Below are 19,142 nucleotides of genomic sequence, written 5' to 3' on the forward strand. Positions count from 1 at the left end.
GTCGAATCCGGCCGCACCTTCTTCGGTGATCCCACCGAATCTCACTCGTGAGGCGGGCTTTCGCGTGCCCTCACGCATTCTCCGAATGGATGGTCGATGTCTCCGTTTGCTTCCCGTACCGCGCTCGTCACCGGCGCCACCAGTGGTCTCGGGCTGGAACTGGCCCGCCGCCTGGTCGAGGGCGGCGCCACCGTGATCCTGCACGCCCCCGACCAGGACAGCGGTGATGCCGCGCTGGAACACTTGGTCAAAGGCGGCGCCGAACCGCTGCGGCTACGGCTGATGACGGCTGATTTCTCGCGGATGGACGAGATCGTGGCGTTGGCCGGAGAGCTGGCTCGCACCCGGACCGGTCTGGATCTGCTGGTGAACAATGCCGCGATCCGCGGGCCCGAGCGCCGCACCCTGACCCTGGACGGCACCGAGATCACCTTCCAGGTCAACTATCTCGCGCCTTATGTGCTCACCAAGGCTCTCGCGCCCGCCCTGTCCGCATCCCGCGGGCGGGTCGTGAACGTCTCCTCGACCATGCACAAGGCCGGCGCGATCGGCTGGTCCGACCTGGACCGGAAGAAGGGCTACTACCTGTCGCTGCCGGTCTACGCCCAATCCAAACTTGCCCTGACCATCTTCAGCCGCACCTTCGCCGAGGCGTTCTCCGGCTCGGTGACTGCTATCAGCGTGGATCCGGGGAACATGAAAACCGGCATGCTCCCGTTCTATGGTCACGTCGGCCGGCCGGCCGCCGAAGTCGCCGCCGAGATCATCCGGCTCTGTGATCCGGCAACCGAACTGGTCTCCGGCGCGCACTATGTTCGCTTGGAACCGGCGGCGCCCGCCGCCCTGGTCGACAACCCGACCGTCCGCGCCCGCCTGGCCCGGTTCACCGCCCGGCTCACCGATATCGACTGACCGGAGCACCCGGAGCGCGGCTACCGCGGTCGAATGGCGTTGACACGCCCGATGTTCGTGTGGCTGGCTGACCGTATGGGCCGTGCTCACGGGAAAGAACGCGCCGCGGAAACCGGCCGCGGCGATCTCGGATCCGGCCGTGTCCGGGTAGCGGCGGTCGGTGATCTGCACCTGCGCGAAACCCTGCGCGGCCGCTTCCGCCCCGCCCTGCTGGAACTGGGTGAACGCGCCGACGTGCTGCTGCTGGCCGGTGACCTGACCAACAGCGGCACGCTGCGCGACACCGAGGTGCTGTGCGGGGAGATCGCCGACCTGCCGGTGCCGGTGGTCGCGGTCCTCGGTAATCACGATCACGACCGACGTCTCGGGTTCCGGATCGCGGTGCGGCTCGGCGAGATCGGTGTCCACATACTTGACGGCACTGCGATCACCCTGTCCGTCAACGATATTCGGCTCGGCATCGCCGGTGTGATGGGCGGCAGTGGCGGATTCCCCGGCCACCCGGGCAATCCCGGCGAGGGCAGCGCCGAGCACCGGGCGCGCTTTCGCCGCGGCCCCGCCGACGCCGCCCGCCTGCGTGCCGCCCTGGAATCCCTCGATTGCGATCTGCGCATCGCCCTGATGCACTTCGCCCCGTGCGTGGACACCCTGGTCGGCGAACCGCCGAAGATCTATCCGGGACTGGGCTGCTCCGAGCTCGCCGACGCCGTGGAAGCGGGCGGCGCGCGCCTCGCGATCCACGGACACGCCCACGGCGGCACCGAGTTCGGTCGCACGCCCGCCGGGGTCGAGGTCCGCAATGTCTCCCACCCGGTCATCCGCGCGGCCTATCGGGTGTACGAGCTGCCCGTCGTCGGCGACCGGTAAACCCGCTACGGGTATCCTTTTACGCAATCTGTACTCACGGTGCGCCGGGAAGTCTGGTCGGCCGGTCCGAAACCTCGGGCTGTACGTTCCGACCTGGGAGTTTCGATGCGGCGTCCATTTTCGATCTTGACGTATATTGCTGCCGTGAATGCCCGGCCCATCGTCGTATCCTGCAGTTATGCATGCCGCTCAGATGGCCGAGGACTACCCGGTGATCGATTTGGACTCCGACGCCATCGACGCCGCGAGGCTGCTGGCCGAGCATCGGCTGCCGGGAATTCTGGTGACCGACGCCGACGGGGCGCCGCATTCGGTGCTGCCCGCCTCGCAGGTGGTGTTGTTCATCGTGCCGACCTACGTCCAGGACGACCCGTCGCTGGCGGGGGTGCTGAACGAGTCCATGTGCGGGCAGGTGGTGAAACGGTTGCGGGGCAAGAAGGTCCGCGACGTCATCCCCGAACGGCTCACCAAGATCCCGGCGGCCAAGGCCGACGACAATATCGTCGAAGTCGCGGCGCTCATGGCGAAGTACAAGTCGCCGCTGGTGGCGGTGCAGGAGGGCGAGCGGCTGCTCGGCGTGATCACCTCGTCGCGGCTGCTCGAGGTGGCGCTGGCGAACTGAGTCCGCCGGGGCGGCGACCGTGAACGTCGCCTTCGCCCTCGCGGTCTTCGCGGTCGCCTACGTGCTGATCGCCTCCGAACGCGTCCACAAGACGACCGCGGCCCTGGTCGGTGGCGGCGCCGTGGTGGCGGTCGGCATCGTCGACGCCGACGACGTCTTCTACTCGCACGAGACGGGCATCGACTGGAATGTCATCTACCTGCTGCTCGGGATGATGATCATCGTCGGCGTGCTGCGGCACACCGGCATCTTCGAATACGTCGCGATCTGGGCGGCCAAGCGGGCCAAGGGCTCCGCGCTGCGGGTGATGATCCTGCTGGTCCTGATCACCGCCACCGCGTCGGGATTTCTCGACAATGTCACCACCGTGCTGTTGATCGCCCCGGTGACCCTGCTGGTGTGCGAGCGACTCGAGGTGTCGCCGACGCCGTTCCTCATCGCCGAGGTGCTGGCCTCCAATATCGGCGGCGCGGCCACCCTGATCGGCGATCCGCCCAACATCATCATCGGCAGCCGGGCGGGGTTGTCGTTCAACGATTTCTTCCTGAATCTGACCCCGATCGTGCTGATCGAACTGGCGGTGTTCACGCTGCTGCTGCCGCGGCTGTTCCGGGGCTCGTTCGACGTCGATCCCGAGCGGGCGGCAGACATCATGGGGCTGAACGAGCGTGAGGCCATTCGCGATCCGAAACTGTTGATCAAGTGCGGAATTGTGCTGGCGGCGGTTTTCGCGGGATTCTTCGGCCATCCGATCTTCCACCTCGAGCCGTCCCTGGTGGCATTACTCGGCGCGGGTGCGCTGGTGTTGATTTCCGGTCTGCCGCAACGTGATTACCTGGGCGCGGTGGAATGGGAGACCCTGCTGTTCTTCGCGGGCTTGTTCGTGATGATCGGGGCGCTGGTGAAAACCGGTGTGATCGGCCGGGCGGCGAAATTCGCGACCGAACTCACCGGCGGAAACGCGCTCGTGGCAACCATGCTGATACTGGTGGTGTCGGCGGTGCTGTCGGGGGTCATCGACAACATCCCGTACGTGGCGACCATGAGCCCACTGGTGGCGGAGCTGGCCGCGCACGTCGACCAGCCGGGCCGGGCGGACGCGCTGTGGTGGGCACTGGCACTGGGTGCGGATTTCGGTGGCAATCTCACAGCAGTCGGGGCCAGCGCGAACGTGGTGATGCTCGGTATCGCGCGCCGTTCGGGCCATCCGATCTCGTTCTGGGAATTCACGCGGAAGGGCATTCTGGTGACCGCTGTCACTATTGCGGTGGCCGCTCCCTATCTGTGGCTGCGCTATTTCGCATTCGCCTGACCAGTGCAAACTGGTGCATTCCGGACATCTTCTGTGTGGCGATTGGGGTTTTTCGCGGACCCTGACCGACAATGGCAGCCGCCATGTCCATATCCAGTACCGATCACCCGACCGCGCCCGACCGCGACCGCCAGCCGGTCTCGGGCGCCCCCGTCCGGCCCGGCTCCTACCGACACGATCTGGACGGCCTGCGCGGCGTAGCTATCGCCCTCGTGGTCGCCTTCCATATCTGGGCGGGACGGGTCTCGGGCGGCGTGGACGTGTTCCTCGTGCTGTCGGGCTTCTTCTTCACCGGCATGCTCGTGCGGCGCGCCGACACCGGCTCGGTGGGCGTGCTACGGACCGTGCGGCGCACCCTGCGCAGACTGCTGCCCGCCATGGTGGTGGTGCTGGCCGCGGTGGTGGTGGCCGCGGTCGTGCTGCTCCCCCACACCCGTTGGTCCGACATCGCGGGGCAGACGCTGGCTTCGCTGTTCTACTACCAGAACTGGTATCTGGCGACGTCCTGGTCGGACTATCTGGCCGCGGATCCGTCGGTGAGCCCGTTGCAGCATCTGTGGTCGATGTCGGTGCAGGGGCAGATGTATCTGGCACTGCTGCTGGTGGTGGCGCTGGTGGCGACCGCACTGCGGCTCGCGCACAGCTGGAAACGAGCTGCCGCGCATCCGATCGTGCGGCGGCTGGGCCGGGACGGGATGCTGCGGTTGGCACTCGCGACGGTGTTCGCGATCGCCGTGGTGATCTCGTTCAGCTATGCCGCCGAGGGTGTTTCGACCCAGCAGGGCTGGAACTACTACGACACCTTCGCGCGCGCCTGGGAACCGCTGGCGGGCGCATTGCTCGCGCTCTGCGCGCCCCTGATCCGGCTGCCCACCCCCGCGCGGGAAGCGCTGGCCTGGATGGGAATCGCGGTGATCGCCTGCTGCGGCTGGGTCGTCAACGGCGTCCTGGTGTTCCCCGGTCCCGCCGCCCTGATCCCCGTGCTGGCCACCGCCGCGCTGATTCTCGCGGGCGCGGGCCGCGACACCGCCGATCAGCCGGTGGTGAACCGGCTGCTGGCCACCGGCCCGATCGTGCAACTGGGTGGTTTCGCGTACGCGCTGTACCTGTGGCACTGGCCGATTCTGATCTTCTATTTGGGTGAACAGCATCAGCGCCGGGCCGGAGCGCTGGACGGTCTGGTCATCATCGTGGTCTCGCTGCTGCTCGCCTACGGCACCCACCATCTGGTGGAGGAGCCGCTGCGGGAGCGTTCCAAACCCGCGGCCGCCCCGGAGCGCGGTCGCGTGGCCACCGTACTGGCCCGTCTGTTGGACGGCCGATTCGCCGGTCGCGCGCTGGCGGTCCCGTTCCGTCTGCTCGCCGGGCGGGGCAGTCTGCTCACCGGTATCGCGGTCACGACTGTCGGTGTGCTGCTGCTGGGTTCCACGGTGGCGTGGCAATGGAACAACGGCGCGAAGGCGCACGCGGTCGGCCAGCTGGATCCCGCGAAGTACCCGGGCGCGGCGGCGCTCACCGATCACGCCCTGGTGCCGCGCGCACCCATGCGCCCCACCACGGAGGAAGCCCCCGCCGATATCGCGTACCCCACGCGCGACGGCTGCATCTCCGACTTCGACACCCGCGCGGTGATCACCTGCACCTACGGTGACCAGAACGCCCACCGCACCATCGCGGTGGTCGGCAATTCCCATGCCGAGCACTGGATTCCGGCGCTGGAACTGCTCGGCGAGCAGCATCGCTTCCGTGTCGTCGTCTATCTGAAGATGGGCTGTCCGCTGACGGTGGCCGAGGAGCCCATGTACAAGGGCCAGCACAACCCGGACTGCCGGGACTGGTCCGCGGAGGTCATCGACCGCCTCGGCATCGAGCGCCCCGACTACGTCTTCACCACCGCCACCCGTCCCAGCGACAATGGCGGCGACGAGACCCCGCAGGACTACATCGACGTCTGGTCGGCCCTGTCCGATCGCGGCCTCGAGGTCATCGGCATCCGCGACACCCCGTGGTTGCGCCGCAACGGCATCCGCTACCGCGCCATCGACTGCCTGGCCAGCGGCGGCGACCGGGTCAGTTGCGGTCTGAAGCGCTCCGAGGCCCTCTCGCCCCTGAACCCCGCCGAGGGTCCCGCCTCCGCGTTCCCGAACATGCATCTGATCGACCCCAACGACGCGGTCTGCGAGCCCACCGTCTGCGCGGTCGTCGAGGGCAACATCCTCGTCTACCACGACGAACACCATTTGACCGCAAGCTATTCACGCTCGTTGGCCCCCGAGATCGGGCGCGAACTGCGCCCGATCCTAGGCTGGTGGTGACCCCGTCCGGCGCTACTCGCCCAGGGGTTCCAGTCGCAACGGGACGCCGATGCGGTTCCACAGGTTGATCTGCGCGGTCACCGCGACCAGACCGGCCCGCTGGCCGTCGTCGAAGTGCTTCTCGACGTCCGCCCAGATCTCGTCGCTCACCCCGTGCGGGCCGAGCTGCGTTGCGGCCTCGGCGTATTCGAGCGCGGCCCGCTCGACCGGGGTGAACAGCGCCGACTCGCGCCAGGCGTTGAGGTGCCAGAGCCTGCGCTCGGTCTCACCCTCCTTGCGGGCCTCGGTGGAGTGCATGTCGATGCAGAAGAGGCAGCCGTTGATCTGCGAGACCCGGATCTTCACCAGCTCGCGCACGGTGGCGTCGAGCGGGCCCCGCCGGATCGCGGTCTCGGCGGCGAGCCAGGCCTGGTAGACCTCGGGAGCCGCCTCGTGCATGGTCAATCGCGACATGGTGTCGTCCTTCCTGGGATCGTGTGTACCCCTTGGACGAGACAGGCCCCGCGGACGTGACGGGCATGCGGCTATGGCCTCGATCACAGTGACGGGCCGAAGTGCGTCCGGAGATGACGGGCCGCGTCGGTCACGGCGCGCCTCGCCTTGCCGATCGCGGCCGGTTCGGTGAAAAAGCCATGGGGCACGCCGTCGTACTGGTGAAGCTCCACCTCGGCGCCGGCGCACAACGCCATGGCGGCGAACTCCTCGTAGTCCGAACGCAATACGTCGACCTCGGCGGCTATGAGGAAGGTCGGCGGAAGAGCGTGGAGCGTCGTCGACAGGATCGGCACGGCCCGGGGATCCAGGTCCGCTCCGCTGCCCTCGGTGTAGTTCGACCAGAACCACAGGGCGTCGGCCTTGCCGAGGATCGGCGCGTGCTCGAAGGCTTCCCAGGAAGGGCCCGTGTGGGCGTTCGAGGTCGGCGGGTAGGCGAGGACGAGCGACCTGGGCAGGTCGCGGCGGGCTTCGGCCAAGGCGGTGCAGACCGACAGCGCGATGTTGGCGCCCGCGCTGTCACCGGCCAGCGCGATGCGATGCGGGTCGATGCCCAGTGCGATGGCCTCTCGCCGGACCCATTCGTAGGTCCAGAGGCAATCGTCCGCGGCCGCGGGGAAGACGTGTTCGGGGGCGCGCCGGTAGTCGACGGAGATGACGACACAATCCGCCTCGACGCACAGCGACCTGCAGACGTCATCGACGCCGTTGAGTGTCCCCACGACGAAGCCGCCGCCGTGGAAATAGATCACAGCGGGTCGCTCGGCCGCGAAAGACGGTCGGTAACAACGCATTCGGAGCGAGCCCCCAGGGCCCTGGATGGTCCGCTCTTCCACGCTGTGCACGGGCCGTATCGGTGGTCGAGTGGAATCGGCTGTGTCGAAGATCGACCGCACGCCATCCACTCCGTATCGGGCATACGGCGGTGCCGGCGCCCCCTCGAGTAGCGCTTGTGCGAACGACCGTGCGTCCTCATCGAGCATGTCGAGCATTGCGGTCACGGACAAACCCATCCGATGTTTCCTTCCGGATCACCTGCCGCTTTGTGCGATCAGCGCGTCGCAGGTATTGACAGATCATGCGATTGAATCACATGATTGAGTCAAATGACCAAGCTCACAGAGAGGCCGACATGTCTGGTTCAACACGTCACGAGGTGACTGGCAACGTGGCGGCGATAGAACGCCCCACCCCGATGGTCCTGTCGGTGGCGCGTCGTCTGCGCGACGCGTTCGAGCGCGGTGCGACGTTCACCGCGACCGACGCCGCCAGGACGATCCGGCTGTCGTCGACCACCGACGCTCAGCAGGCCTTCGTCACTTTCGCCGGACCGGAGATCACCGTCTCCGCGGACAGCGCCGAGGAGCCGGACCTCACCTGGGACGTGCGCTGGCCCGACCCGGCGCCGGCCGAGATCGACAGCGAGGCGCTGGGCGGTTTCGCGAAAGAGGTCCAGGTATTGCTGGCCGGTCCCGACATCGACTGGCGCACCGCGGCGGAGACGTTCTGGGCTCGGGTGAGCGAACTCCGGGGCATGCCGGGAGGTCTGAATATCTACTGCTTCGACGAGAACGAATTCGCCTCCTTCGGCGACGGCGAGAACAACGCCTATTCGTTCCTCGGCTCGTCGGCTGCGTTGTCGCGCATGTTCGGGGGCCGTTCGCTGGTCATGGAAGAACTCGAGGGCGGCGAGCTCGCACTCCATGGCTCTATTTCCGACCTCTCGGCGCTCATCGGCGCCAATCTGAAAGTGGTGTGCGGTGAGCTCTGACCGTTTCGATGCAATGACCTCCGTTTCGCGCGTACGCGTCGAGGCGACCAACCATGACGGCGTCCTGATCGGCAAGACGCTCTCCCCGGCGAAATACCGATCGTGTCGGGAGAAGGGCATCGCGCTGCCCGATCTGGCCCTGGGGTTGGACCTCAACAACCATTCCGCCCTCGGTTTCGGTTTTCCGGAATGGCGGCGCAATGGTCTGATGACCGATATCGAACTCCGTCCGGACGAGAACACTCTGATCGAGTGGAAGCCCGGCATGGCCTCGGTGATCGGTGACCTGTGGACCCTGCAGGGCGAGCCCGTGCAGGCGGACCCCCGGCAGGCGCTCAAGCGGATCGTGGCCGCGTACGCCAAGCGCGGGCTGAACATCCTGGCGTGTGTCGAGATCGAGGCGACCGTCTTCCAGGAGTCCATCGAGCAGGCTCGCGCCCAGCAGTACCAGAACCTGACGCCGCTCGGCGGCAGCTCCGGCGCCGCGCTGGTGCACGCGAAGTCTCCGGATTACGTGGAGTACGTGGAGGCCGTCGCCGCTCGTTTCGACGAGATCGGGATTCCCTGGGAGGCCTACTCCGACGAGGCCGCGAGCGGTCAGATCGAATTCAATATCGCCCCCGCCGATCCGGTCACGGCCGCGGACCGCTGGGCGCGCGCCCGGCAGGTCATGCGTGAGGTCGCCTACTCCCTGGGCCGATCGGTCACCTTCATGGCGAAGTGGTCCGCGGCGTACGGGCAGGGCGCGCACCTCAACGTCTCGGTCAGCGACGAGAACGGCAATATCTTCTTCGACGCGAACAAGCCGGGCGAGCCGAGTGAGCGCATGCTGCACTTCCTCGGTGGCGTGATGGCGACCCTCGAGGCGTCGACCAGCTTCGCCCTGCCGACCATCACCTCCTACCGGCGGCTGCTGGAGCTCGAAGGCCCCCCGACCACCCAGACGTGGGGCGTCGCGAACAAGTCGTGTGCCGTGCGCGCGGTGCTGGCGGGCGCCTCCGCCACCCGGCTGGAATATCGGCTGCCGTCCGCCGATTCCAACATGTACTCCACGCTGGCCGCGTTCCTGGCCGGCGGCCTGCTCGGACTCGACGAGAAGTCCACGCCGCCTCCGCCTTTCGAGCAGATGGCCTGGGCGCTGGCGCCGGGCGTCGTTCCGCCGGTCCCGAAGAACCTCTACAACGCCATCGTCGCGCTGGAAGCCGACGATCAGCTGCGCTGGTATCTCGGGGACGAATTCATCGACTACTGGATCGGCCTGCGCCGGTGGGAATGGCTCTCCTTCCACACCGAGACCGAGCGCGACGATGCCCAGATCTCCGTCTGGGAGTCCCTGCGCTACTTCGAGCTCGCATGACCGGCGGCGAACCCTTCCGGGCGCCGGCCGCCGCCGTCCCCGCGTCCTTCGGGATGTGGGAGGGCGGCGAGTGGACCCAGGCGACCAGCTCCGAGACGCTCCCGCTGCGTGATCCGTGGACTGGCGAACAGTTCACCACCGTGCCCGCGGGCGGACCCGTTGATGTCGATCGCATGGTCAAGACCGCGCGATCGGTGTTCGAAGGCGGTGTGTGGTCGCGGATGGCGCCGGCGGCACGCGGCCGGGTCCTGATCGCCTGGGCCGACCTGATCGAGCGGGATGCCGATCGGCTGGCGGTCCTGGTCTCCCGCGAGATGGGCAAGCCGGCCCGCGAGGCCCGCGACTTCGATGTCGCCTCCGTCGTGCGAAACCTGCGCTGGTACGGCGAATTGGCCGACAAGCTGATGGACGACTCCCCGCGCGGCCTGCAGGACGCCGTGGCTCTGGTGACGCGCGAGCCGCTGGGCGTGGTCGCGGCCATCACCCCGTGGAACTTCCCGATCAGCCTCGCCATGCTCAAGCTCGCGCCGGCGCTGATGGCCGGAAACAGCGTCGTCCTCAAGCCCGCCCTGCAGACCTCGGTGTCCTCGCTGCGCTTGGCCGAGTTGGGCAGTCTCGCCGGGCTTCCCGACGGGGTGCTTCAGGTCGTCACAGGACGCGGCTCGACCGTCGGCACGGCACTCAGCCGGCACAATTCCGTTGCCTGCGTGACGTTCACCGGTTCGACCGAGGTCGGCTTGCGGCTGCTCGGCGACTCGGCGGTGTCCAACGGGAAGGCGGTGTCGCTCGAGCTCGGCGGGAAGTCGCCGAACATCATCTTCGCCGACGCACCCGATCTCGAGCAGGCCATCAGCACCGCGGCCTGGGCGTTCACCTACAACACCGGGCAGATGTGCACCGCCGGATCGCGGCTGTTCGCGGAGCAGTCGGTGTATGACGAAGTGGTTCAAGGCGTTTGCGATCAGGTCTCGGCGCTGACGATCGGCGATCCCCTCGACCCGGACACCGTGCTCGGCCCACTGAGCAGCCGTAACCAGTGCGACACCGTGCTCGAATACATCAAATCCGGTGTGCGCGAGGGAGCCACGCTGCTGACGGGCAGCGAACAGGCGCTCGACGAGCAGCGCTGCCTGATCGCGCCGGCGGTCTTCGTCGACACCAACGCCTCCATGCAGATCACCCGCGCGGAGATCTTCGGACCGGTCGTCTGCATCCAGCCGTTCCGGGACGAGAGCGAAGCGCTCCGTCTCGCCAATGACACCGACTACGGCCTGGGCGCGTCGGTGTGGACCCGCGACGTGTCGCGGATCCACCGGATGGCACGCGGCCTCGATGTCGGGAACGTCTGGGTCAACTCGTACGAGGGTGGCGTTCCGGCAACGCCTTTCGCGGGTCGGAAGCTGTCCGGCAATGGCGCCGACAAGGGCGCCTACGCCCTCGACAAGTACACCCAGCTGAAGACGACCTGGATCGCTCTCTAGGAGATCTACATGCCAGTGAATATCACCGCCGCGGTGCTGAACCGGGCACCGGGCAAGCTCGAACTGGAACCGCTCGTCCTGGACGACCCCGGTCCGGACGAAGTGCTCATCGACGTGCAGTACGCGGGCTTGTGCCGCTCGGATCTCCACGAGATCGAAGGCGTCTGGCCGGCCACCTGCCCGACCGTCCTGGGGCACGAGGCTTCCGGAGTGGTTCGGCGCGTGGGCGATCGGGTCCGCACCCTGCGCCCGGGGGATCACGTCGTGACCTGCCTGAGCATTTATTGCGGGGAATGCCGGTTCTGCCTGTCCGGCCGGATGACCTTGTGTCCTCACCGTGGCTCTCTGGGGAGCCGGTCGCGGCCTGTGCTGGTCAACGCGCGCGGACAGTCCGTCCATCCGACCGCGCGGCTCGGAGCGTTCGCCGAAGCCATGGTGGTGCACGAACACTCGGCGGTGCGCATTCCCGACAGCATGCCCCTGGCCGCCGCCTCGGTGCTCGGATGCGCCGTCGTGACCGGCTTGAGCTCGGTGTTCCGCAGTGCTCGGGTGGAGCCCGGGTCGACGGTCGCGGTCCTCGGCTGCGGCGGCGTCGGGATCGCGGCGATCCAGGGCGCTCGTCTCGCCGGTGCTCGCGAGATCATCGCCATCGACGCCGTCGAGGCCCGGTTGACCGATGCCGTGAAGTTCGGCGCGACCGCCACCGTGCAGGCCGGGCTGGTCGACAGCGTGGAGGCGGTGCGCGAGCTCACTCAGGGCGGCGTCGACTATTCCTTCGAGGCAGTCGGTTTCGCCGCCACCGTGGAGCAGGCGTTCGCGATGCTGGGCCCCGGTGGCACCGCCACCGTGGTCGGCCTGGTGCCCGACAGCCAGCCGATATCGATCCGTGCCTCGGAGCTGTTCCTGCTCGAGAAGCGGCTCCAGGGAGCGCTGATGGGCTCGAATCAGTTCCCGACCGACATCCCAGGCTACGTCCGGTATTACGAGCAAGGCCGGCTCGAGCTCGACGACATGCTGTCGGCGATCGTGAGCCTGGATCAGATCAACGAGGGGTTCGAACTCATGAAGAACGCCGGAGGCACGCGGGTGCTGGTGCGCATCGGGGGTGACGCGTGAAACCGGTTATCGCCATCACCGGCAGGCGGATCTCCGCCGAAACGCTCGTCGGCGTCGACAGCCGTTGGGCGGCATGCACAGTCGACATGTTCTGGGCGGAGTTCGGCATGTGGATCGCCGAGGCCGGCGGGATTCCCGTCCAGCTGCCCTACGAGAGCGCGGGGCCCGAGGTCATCGCCCGCGTCGACGCGCTCGTGGTGACCGGTGGCCAGGACGTCGACCCCGAGATCTGGGGCGGCCCGCCGCCGCTCCCCAATGCGACCGGCGGACAGACGCTGGCCATCGACCGGCGGCGCGACGACTATGAGATCGCCTTGGTACGCAACGCGATCGAGCGCGGGATACCGGTGCTGGGCGTGTGCCGTGGCCTGCAGGTCCTCAATGTCGCGCTCGGCGGCACGCTGATTCCGCATCTGAGCGACCGGGGGATCCGGCACTACTCGCTCGAGAATTTCCCGGACCGGCGTCCGGACCGCGAGCATTCGGTCGACTTCGCCGAGGGCACCCTGGCCGCGGCGCTGTACGGATCACGCAGCCGGGTGAACTCCTGGCACCACCAGGCGGTCGATCGCCCCGGTGACGGCGTGCTGGTCTCCGGTCAGGCTCCCGACGGCGTGGTCGAGTCCATCGAGCTGGCCGGTCACGCGGTCCTCGGCGTCCAGTGGCATCCCGAGGCCAATGCCGCGCTCGACCCGTGCTTTCCCTGGCTCGTCGAGCAGGCACGGCTGCGATCGGCGAGCGCAATGATGAGGAGTTGGAATTGAACGGCCCGGCTGAGATCGACGTCGTCATCGTCGGCGCAGGTATTTCCGGAATCGCCGCGGCTGTCGCACTGCAGCAGAACTGTCCCGGCAAGAGCTTCGCGGTGCTGGAGATGCGCGAATCCCTCGGCGGCACTTGGGATCTGTTCAAATACCCGGGCATCCGCTCCGACAGCGACATGTTCACGCTGGGCTACGGCTTCAAGCCGTGGACCGAACGCGAGGCGATCGCGGCCGGGGGAGCGATCAAGAACTACCTCCAGGAGACCGCCGATCAGTTCGGGATCACCGAGCAGATCCGATTCGGAACGCGGCTGGTCTCCGCCTCCTGGAGCAGCGCGGACAACGCCTGGACCCTCGGCCTGCGCGACGCGGAGGGCGACACCCAGCTGCGCTGCCGGTTCGTGCACCTGGCCACCGGCTACTACAGCTATCGCGGTGGCTTCAATCCCGCGCTGCCTGGCGAGGAGTCGTTCGAGGGGCGAGTGGTGCACCCGCAGGAGTGGCCGGACGACCTCGACTACCGGGACCGGAAGGTCGCGGTGATCGGTTCGGGAGCCACCGCCGTGACCCTCGTTCCCAGCCTCGCGGGGGAGACGTCGAAGGTGACCATGATCCAGCGGTCGCCCACCTACGTCTACATCGCGCCGACCGTCGATCCCGAAGCCGAGCGTTTGCGCGAGGAGGTGGGCGCCGAGGCCGCGTTCCACCAGATCCGCCTGCGCAATCTGCACGCCCAGCAGGAGACGTACCGCAACGCGCGGCAGTATCCGCAGGAGTTCAAGAAGGCCATCTTCGACGCCATCGACGAGGTGGTCGGCGTCGAGGTCCGTGAAGCCCACTTCACTCCGACCTACGAGCCGTGGGATCAGCGCGTGTGCGTGGTGCCCGGCGCCGATCTCTTCGAGGCCATCCGCGACGGATCGGCGGACGTGGTGACCGGCCATATCGACCGTCTCACCCCGACCGGCGTGGTGATGGCGGACGGCACGCGGGTCGACGCCGACATCATCGTGAAGGCGACCGGGCTCAATGTCGTCATGGGCGGCGAGGCGGAATTCGAGGTGGACGGGGAGCCCGTCGACTTCGGAAGCCGTTGGACCTACAAGGGTTTGGCGTTCTCCGGCGTGCCCAACCTGACCTACGCCTTCGGGTTCGTGAACTCGTCCTGGACGCTGCGGATCGAAGCGGTCAACGACTTCTGGTGCCGGGTCCTCGACCATATGGACGCAGTCGGCGCGGCACGAGTGACGCCCACACCGGCGTCGGGTGGCGACCCGATGCCGCGGCTGCCCTATACCGCGGGTGTGACCTCGGGGTACATGCAGAGAGCCGCCCGGCACATGCCCGTTCAGGGGGACCACGCGCCCTGGCTCAACCCGCAGAACTACGCCGACACCATCCGACTGCTGGAATCGGTCGACGATGGCGTGCTCCGCTATGTCTGATGGAACGATGAACGACGGAACACACGCGTGGGCCGCGATGACGCCCACGGCCTTCCTCGATCGGGCAGCGGCCGCGCACGGATCGCGCATCGCGGTCGTCGACGGCGATGCGCGGTGGACCTACACCGAATTCCGCGACCGGTGCCGCCGCCTCGCGGGCGGACTGCGAGAGATCGCCGACGGCCGGCCCGTGGCGGTCCTGGCGCCCAATACCCATGTGCTGCTGGAAGCGCACTACGGGGTGCCGTGGGCCGGGGTTCCCCTGGTGGCCCTCAATACCCGGCTCGGGGTACGGGAGCTGACCTACATCCTGGAGCATTCGGGCAGCGGCGTGATCATCTGCGACGCCCGCCACGCCGACCTGGTCGGTGAGGTCTGCGCGGTCCTGGAGCGGCCCCCGGTGGTGATCAGCTCAGGCGGTGCCGGGTCCGGCTACGAGGACCTGATCGCGGGCGCGGCACCCTTCCGGCGCGAGATCACCGACGAAAGATCGCTGCTGGCAATCAATTACACCTCCGGCACCACGGGAGCGCCGAAGGGGGTGATGTATCACCATCGGGGCGCCTACCTGCAGTCGCTGGCGATGGCGAGTCACTTCGCGCTCGGCCCGGACTCGGTCCACCTGTGGACGCTGCCCATGTTCCATTGCAACGGTTGGTGTTTCACCTGGGCCGTCACGGCGGCCGGAGGTACGCACGTGTGCCTGCCCAAGGTCGAGCCCGCCGAGATCTGGCGACTGATCCAGCAGGAGCGGGTCACCAGCCTCAACGGCGCTCCGGCGGTGCTCGACATGATCGCCCACTTCGACGACGCGTCAGCGCTGTCCCACGCCGTGTCGGTGGGTACCGGCGGCGCGCCGCCCGCCCCCGCGGTGCTGCGCCGCATGACGCGCCTCGGCTTCGACGTCACCCATCTCTACGGGCTGACCGAGAGTTTCGGGCCCGCACTCATCTGCGAGCCGGTGCCCGAGTGGCGGGATCTCGACGACGAGACCGTGATTCGACTGAAGGCGCGCCAAGGCGTCGGCAATATGGTGTCGCTGCCGCCGCGGGTGGTCGATGCCGCCGGTGATGACGTGCCCGCCGACGGCACGACGGTCGGTGAGATCGCGTTACGGGGCAACAACGTCATGCTCGGATACCTCGATGACGATGTCGCCACCCGGGAGGCGATACCGGACGGCTGGTTCCGCACCGGCGATCTCGCCGTGCGCCATCCCGACGGGTACGTCGAACTCCGTGATCGGAGCAAGGACATCATCATCAGCGGGGGCGAGAACATCGCCAGCGTGGAGGTGGAGCACGTCCTCGCCGAGCACCCCGCCGTGCTCGAGGCGGCGGTGGTCGGAACCGCGGATCCCCGCTGGGGTGAGATCCCGGTCGCGTTCGTACACCTCGTACCCGGCGCCGACGCCACGGCCGAGGAGCTCGTGGAGCACGTCAAACAGCGCTTGGCGCGCTACAAGGCTCCCCGCAGGGTGCTCTTCGGTCCGCTGCCCAAGACGTCGACGGGCAAGACCCAGAAGTATCTGCTGCGCACCCGAGCCGCTGCGGAGCACCATCCGTCCTGATGACCGGACCGGCCCCGAAGCTCGCGACCGGAGCTTCGGGAGTCGCCGGAGATCTACCCCGTGATCCGGCGGCACATCGCCGGAATTCCCGCGCAGAAGGCCTCGACATAGGCCTCGACCCGCCCCTGATCCCGGTGCGAGGCCCATTGCATGACAAGGCCATCGGTGGCGCCGGCCAGCACCGAGGCGAGATCCTCGATGGCTTCCGCCGGCGCGGACGGCCCGGCCGCGCGCCGCAGGACGTCCGCTACCGCCCGCAGGTAGATGGCATTCGCCTGCGCCGCCAGATCCGGCCGCTGCCGGACCATCCACATGTACAGGTCCACCTGAGCCAACGCGTAGTCCGGATGCTCCGTGGCCCAGCGCACCGACAGCCGGAGGATCTCCGCCGCGGTCGCGTCGAGTTCGGCCGGTTCGATGGCCGTGGCCTGCTCGGTGACCTCGGCGGCGAGATGTTCGAAGACCGCGCGGAAGAGGCCGTCCTTGTCCCGGAAGCAGTAGTGCAGCGCTGCCAGCGGAGCCTCGGCCGCGTCGGCGATCTTGCGGGTCGTCGCGCTCGCCACCCCGTGCTCGGCGATGACCCGGACCGCCGCGTCGATGAACTGTACTGACCGGTCCTCTGTCGACACATGGGCCAACTCGTCCACCTCATTCGCTCGTTCACGCACGTGGGCGTCTTGATTGTTTGATCAAGTCAAGCGTACAAGTTGTCGCTTCACGCCAGCGCGCCCCCCGTCGCCGGGGCTGACCTTTTCGGCAATCCTCGGCTCCTCTCTTGACACGACGTGTGCTCCACAACACAATCAGATCATCCGATCGAATCAAATGATCAGATCAAATGACCAAGACGGTTGGTCAATCGTGGAAACGAGGAGCTATGAATACCGAAGCCAAGGCCACCCTGCGATCGGTGGCGGTGACGACCCCCCTCGCCGAGATCCTCGAGATCGTCGCGGAAGACGGCGGCGTGATCATCAAGGACTTCCTGTCGGCGGACCAGATCGCACGGTTCAACGCCGAGATCGAGCAGCCCATGGAGGCGCTGGCTCCCGGCTCGACCCACGAGAACGAGATTGTCGCCGAGTTCCACGGGCGCAATACCAAGCGGCTGACGAACCTGGTGACGCACAGCAAGACCTTCCGCGAGGAGATCCTCGAGCAGGACCTGGTCCACTCCCTCTGTGACGCCACGTTCCTCGAGGAGTCCGGTACCTACTGGATGACCACGGCGCAGGTCATCGAGATCGGCCCCGGGAACCGGGCTCAGTTCCTGCACCGGGACCTCGAAAACTGGTACCCGTTCGTCGGCATGGGTCCGCAGGGGCCCGAGGTGACCGTCAACTTCATCATCGCGTTCACGGACTTCACCGAGGAGAACGGCGCGACGCGGGTCATCCCGGGGAGCCACAAGTGGGATGACTTCGAGGATCGCGGTACCCCGGAAGGCACCATTCCCGCCGCCATGAAGGCGGGAGACGCGTTCTTCTACAGCGGGAAGACCGTGCACGGCGGCGGCGCGAACGTAACGACCGACCAGTACCGACGAGGAGTGGCCTTCGCTTTCAACGTCGGCTTCCTCACCGGCGAGGAGGCGTACCCGTTCCTCGTCGACCGGGAGATCGCGAAGCAGCTCTCGCCGCGGGTGCAGCGGATTCTCGGCTTCCGTTCCCAGTACCCCATCGGATCGCCCGGCCTCTGGCAGGTGGATTACAGCGAGCTCGGGGACTACCTCGATCTCTGAGACGCCGGTCGGCGTGTCTGTCCACCCCCGCAGCCAGCAAGGACCAAGTATGGCAATCGATTCCTCCAGAACCGCGTTCGAGCGCACCCGTCGAAGTCTCGGCGGCGGCGTCAGCTCGGGCCTTCGTGCCGCGATGCGGCCGGTTCCACTCTTCGTCGAGGGCGCCCGCGGCGCGCATCTCTGGGACCTCGACGGTGACCGCTACCTCGATTACGTGATGGCGTGGGGACCGCTGGTCCACGGTCACAGCCACCCGCACATCATCGACTCGGTAGCGCGGGTCATGAGATCGATGCAGGTCGTGGGGATGGGCCACCGCCTCGAGTACGAAGCCGCGGAGGCGGTGCTCGAATCGGTGCCGGGCGCACAGCGTCTGGTGTGGACGAACTCGGGAACCGAAGCGGTGCAGGTCGCCCTGCGGTTGGCCCGAGCGGCGACCGGGCGGCACCGCATCGTGAAATTCGCGAAGGCGTACCACGGTTGGCAGGACAGTGTGTACGCCGGCATGAGCGCCGACGACACCGGTGAGGTCGCCGCCCCCGCCAGCCGCGGGCAGAGCCCCCAGGCCTACGCCGATCTGATCATCAGCCGGTTCAACGACACCGCAGCCATCGCGGCGCTGCTCGCCCAGGCCGAGGAACGTCGGATAGCCGCCGTGCTCATCGATCCGATCATGAGCAATGCGGGTGTGCTGGCGCCGGAGCCCGGCTTCCTCGAATCGCTGCGCAATCTGTGCGACCAGCATGGCGTCGTGCTGATCTTCGACGAGGTCATCACCGGGTTCCGGATCGCGCGCGGCGGCGCCGCCGAGAAGTTCGGCGTACGACCGGATCTCTCGGTGTTCGGCAAGGCGATCGCGGGCGGGTTCACCCAGAGCGCGGTCGTGGGACGCGCGGACATCATCGATCTCGTGGAGCACGGCGTCACCCACGCCGGAACGTTCAACGGCAATCCCGTGGCGCTCGCGGCGGTGAAAGCCGCGATGGAGTTGTCCGCGGCGCCCGGCGTATTCGACGAGCTCGATGATCTGGGAGCCGCTTTCGAGCAGGCGGTGACGGACGTGCTGATCTCGGCCGGTGCGCCCGGCAGCGTCCGGCGCGTCGGGTCGCTGCTGCAGTTCGTTCCGCGCGATGAGACGACGAGTCTGCATGGCACCGACGGGCTCTGGACCGAGATCGCCGCCGGCATGGTCGAGGCGGGCGCCGTCTTCATGCCGTCCGGAAAGATCTTCCTCAGCACCGCGCACACGCCGGCCGACATCCAGGAAACGGCGGTGCTCCTGGAACGAGTCCTGCAGCAGATCTCCGCACGTTCCGCCTAGCGACACCCCGACGGGCGGGCGGGACTGCCGCCCGGCAGCGCCCGCCGCCCGTGGGC

Annotated in this window: 17 protein-coding genes; 14 read left to right on the plus strand and 3 right to left on the minus strand. The window is 67.6% G+C overall.

Annotation, left to right across the window (positions count from 1 at the left end; all coding sequences use genetic code 11):
• Positions 1-96 precede the first annotated feature (96 nt).
• The 5 genes from ABZ382_RS23695 to ABZ382_RS23715 all read left to right on the plus strand — a co-directional run bounded on the left by ABZ382_RS23695 (position 97) and on the right by ABZ382_RS23715 (position 6,028).
• A complete protein-coding gene (locus ABZ382_RS23695; protein ID WP_357092509.1) occupies positions 97-912 on the plus strand; it encodes an SDR family NAD(P)-dependent oxidoreductase in 816 nt (271 codons plus the stop codon).
• A 33-nt stretch (positions 913-945) separates the two neighbouring features.
• Entirely contained in the window at positions 946-1,779 is an 834-nt protein-coding gene (locus ABZ382_RS23700) for a metallophosphoesterase (RefSeq protein WP_357092511.1), read from the plus strand.
• Between the two features lie 178 nt (positions 1,780-1,957).
• On the plus strand, positions 1,958-2,401 hold the full coding sequence (locus ABZ382_RS23705; RefSeq protein ID WP_357092514.1) for a CBS domain-containing protein: 444 nt from the start codon (positions 1,958-1,960) through the stop codon (positions 2,399-2,401).
• Positions 2,402-2,420: 19 nt separating this feature from the next.
• On the plus strand, positions 2,421-3,713 hold the full coding sequence (locus tag ABZ382_RS23710) for an ArsB/NhaD family transporter (protein WP_357092517.1): 1,293 nt from the start codon (positions 2,421-2,423) through the stop codon (positions 3,711-3,713).
• A gap of 83 nt (positions 3,714-3,796) precedes the next feature.
• Positions 3,797-6,028: an acyltransferase family protein gene (locus tag ABZ382_RS23715; RefSeq protein WP_357092520.1), complete on the plus strand. Its 2,232-nt coding sequence runs from the start codon at positions 3,797-3,799 to the stop codon at positions 6,026-6,028.
• A 12-nt stretch (positions 6,029-6,040) separates the two neighbouring features.
• Here ABZ382_RS23715 and ABZ382_RS23720 read toward each other — a convergent pair whose 3' ends face one another.
• A complete protein-coding gene (locus ABZ382_RS23720) occupies positions 6,041-6,481 on the minus strand; it encodes a carboxymuconolactone decarboxylase family protein (RefSeq protein ID WP_357092523.1) in 441 nt (146 codons plus the stop codon).
• Between the two features lie 83 nt (positions 6,482-6,564).
• Positions 6,565-7,533 carry an alpha/beta hydrolase gene (locus tag ABZ382_RS23725; protein WP_357092526.1) on the minus strand — a complete coding sequence of 323 codons (969 nt, stop codon included), beginning with the start codon at positions 7,531-7,533 and terminating at the stop codon, positions 6,565-6,567.
• Positions 7,534-7,598: 65 nt separating this feature from the next.
• On the opposite strand from ABZ382_RS23725, the gene ABZ382_RS23730 reads away from it, so the two are divergent.
• From ABZ382_RS23730 to ABZ382_RS23760, 7 genes are read left to right on the plus strand one after another with little or no spacing between them, the layout of a single operon-like run.
• Positions 7,599-8,291 carry a hypothetical protein gene (locus ABZ382_RS23730; RefSeq protein WP_357092528.1) on the plus strand — a complete coding sequence of 231 codons (693 nt, stop codon included), beginning with the start codon at positions 7,599-7,601 and terminating at the stop codon, positions 8,289-8,291.
• A gap of 13 nt (positions 8,292-8,304) precedes the next feature.
• Positions 8,305-9,648 (plus strand): glutamine synthetase, encoded by a 1,344-nt coding sequence (locus ABZ382_RS23735; protein WP_357092530.1) that lies wholly within the window; start codon positions 8,305-8,307, stop codon positions 9,646-9,648.
• Complete coding sequence (locus ABZ382_RS23740; RefSeq protein ID WP_357092533.1) at positions 9,645-11,129, plus strand: aldehyde dehydrogenase family protein; 1,485 nt, start codon at positions 9,645-9,647, stop codon at positions 11,127-11,129. Before ABZ382_RS23735 ends, ABZ382_RS23740 begins: the two co-directional genes overlap by 4 nt.
• A 9-nt stretch (positions 11,130-11,138) precedes the next feature.
• Positions 11,139-12,245, plus strand: coding sequence for a Zn-dependent alcohol dehydrogenase (locus ABZ382_RS23745; protein WP_357092536.1), 1,107 nt, complete (start codon positions 11,139-11,141; stop codon positions 12,243-12,245).
• Positions 12,242-13,009, plus strand: a complete 768-nt coding sequence (locus ABZ382_RS23750) for a gamma-glutamyl-gamma-aminobutyrate hydrolase family protein (protein WP_357092539.1) — start codon at positions 12,242-12,244, stop codon at positions 13,007-13,009. The genes ABZ382_RS23745 and ABZ382_RS23750 overlap by 4 nt, the downstream gene beginning before the upstream one ends.
• Positions 13,006-14,454 (plus strand): NAD(P)/FAD-dependent oxidoreductase, encoded by a 1,449-nt coding sequence (locus ABZ382_RS23755; protein ID WP_357092542.1) that lies wholly within the window; start codon positions 13,006-13,008, stop codon positions 14,452-14,454. The genes ABZ382_RS23750 and ABZ382_RS23755 overlap by 4 nt, the downstream gene beginning before the upstream one ends.
• Before the next feature lie 7 nt (positions 14,455-14,461).
• Entirely contained in the window at positions 14,462-16,024 is a 1,563-nt protein-coding gene (locus tag ABZ382_RS23760) for an AMP-binding protein (RefSeq protein ID WP_357092545.1), read from the plus strand.
• Positions 16,025-16,077: 53 nt separating this feature from the next.
• Here the strand turns inward: ABZ382_RS23760 and ABZ382_RS23765 are convergent, their stop codons facing one another.
• On the minus strand, positions 16,078-16,671 hold the full coding sequence (locus ABZ382_RS23765) for a TetR/AcrR family transcriptional regulator (RefSeq protein ID WP_357092548.1): 594 nt from the start codon (positions 16,669-16,671) through the stop codon (positions 16,078-16,080).
• Positions 16,672-16,901: 230 nt separating this feature from the next.
• Between ABZ382_RS23765 and ABZ382_RS23770 the strand changes: the two genes are divergently transcribed.
• Entirely contained in the window at positions 16,902-17,765 is an 864-nt protein-coding gene (locus ABZ382_RS23770; RefSeq protein WP_357092551.1) for a phytanoyl-CoA dioxygenase family protein, read from the plus strand.
• A 49-nt stretch (positions 17,766-17,814) separates the two neighbouring features.
• A complete protein-coding gene (locus ABZ382_RS23775; protein ID WP_357092554.1) occupies positions 17,815-19,086 on the plus strand; it encodes an aminotransferase class III-fold pyridoxal phosphate-dependent enzyme in 1,272 nt (423 codons plus the stop codon).
• The last annotated feature ends 56 nt before the right edge of the window (positions 19,087-19,142 follow it).

The sequence above is a fragment of the Nocardia sp. NPDC005825 genome (assembly GCF_040630175.1).
Taxonomy (GTDB): domain Bacteria; phylum Actinomycetota; class Actinomycetes; order Mycobacteriales; family Mycobacteriaceae; genus Nocardia.

Bases quoted from the DNA above. Each gene is read 5' to 3' on its own strand.
- ABZ382_RS23720 (WP_357092523.1), bottom strand. From the start codon at position 6,481: ATGTCGCGATTGACCATGCACGAGGCGGCTCCCGAGGTCTACCAGGCC.
- ABZ382_RS23770 (WP_357092551.1), top strand. From the start codon at position 16,902: ATGAATACCGAAGCCAAGGCCACCCTGCGATCGGTGGCGGTGACGACC.
- ABZ382_RS23705 (WP_357092514.1), top strand. From the start codon at position 1,958: ATGCATGCCGCTCAGATGGCCGAGGACTACCCGGTGATCGATTTGGAC.
- ABZ382_RS23740 (WP_357092533.1), top strand. From the start codon at position 9,645: ATGACCGGCGGCGAACCCTTCCGGGCGCCGGCCGCCGCCGTCCCCGCG.
- ABZ382_RS23725 (WP_357092526.1), bottom strand. From the start codon at position 7,533: ATGGGTTTGTCCGTGACCGCAATGCTCGACATGCTCGATGAGGACGCA.
- ABZ382_RS23775 (WP_357092554.1), top strand. From the start codon at position 17,815: ATGGCAATCGATTCCTCCAGAACCGCGTTCGAGCGCACCCGTCGAAGT.
- ABZ382_RS23715 (WP_357092520.1), top strand. From the start codon at position 3,797: ATGTCCATATCCAGTACCGATCACCCGACCGCGCCCGACCGCGACCGC.
- ABZ382_RS23730 (WP_357092528.1), top strand. From the start codon at position 7,599: ATGCGATTGAATCACATGATTGAGTCAAATGACCAAGCTCACAGAGAG.
- ABZ382_RS23760 (WP_357092545.1), top strand. From the start codon at position 14,462: ATGAACGACGGAACACACGCGTGGGCCGCGATGACGCCCACGGCCTTC.
- ABZ382_RS23700 (WP_357092511.1), top strand. From the start codon at position 946: ATGGCGTTGACACGCCCGATGTTCGTGTGGCTGGCTGACCGTATGGGC.
- ABZ382_RS23735 (WP_357092530.1), top strand. From the start codon at position 8,305: ATGACCTCCGTTTCGCGCGTACGCGTCGAGGCGACCAACCATGACGGC.
- ABZ382_RS23695 (WP_357092509.1), top strand. From the start codon at position 97: ATGTCTCCGTTTGCTTCCCGTACCGCGCTCGTCACCGGCGCCACCAGT.
- ABZ382_RS23745 (WP_357092536.1), top strand. From the start codon at position 11,139: ATGCCAGTGAATATCACCGCCGCGGTGCTGAACCGGGCACCGGGCAAG.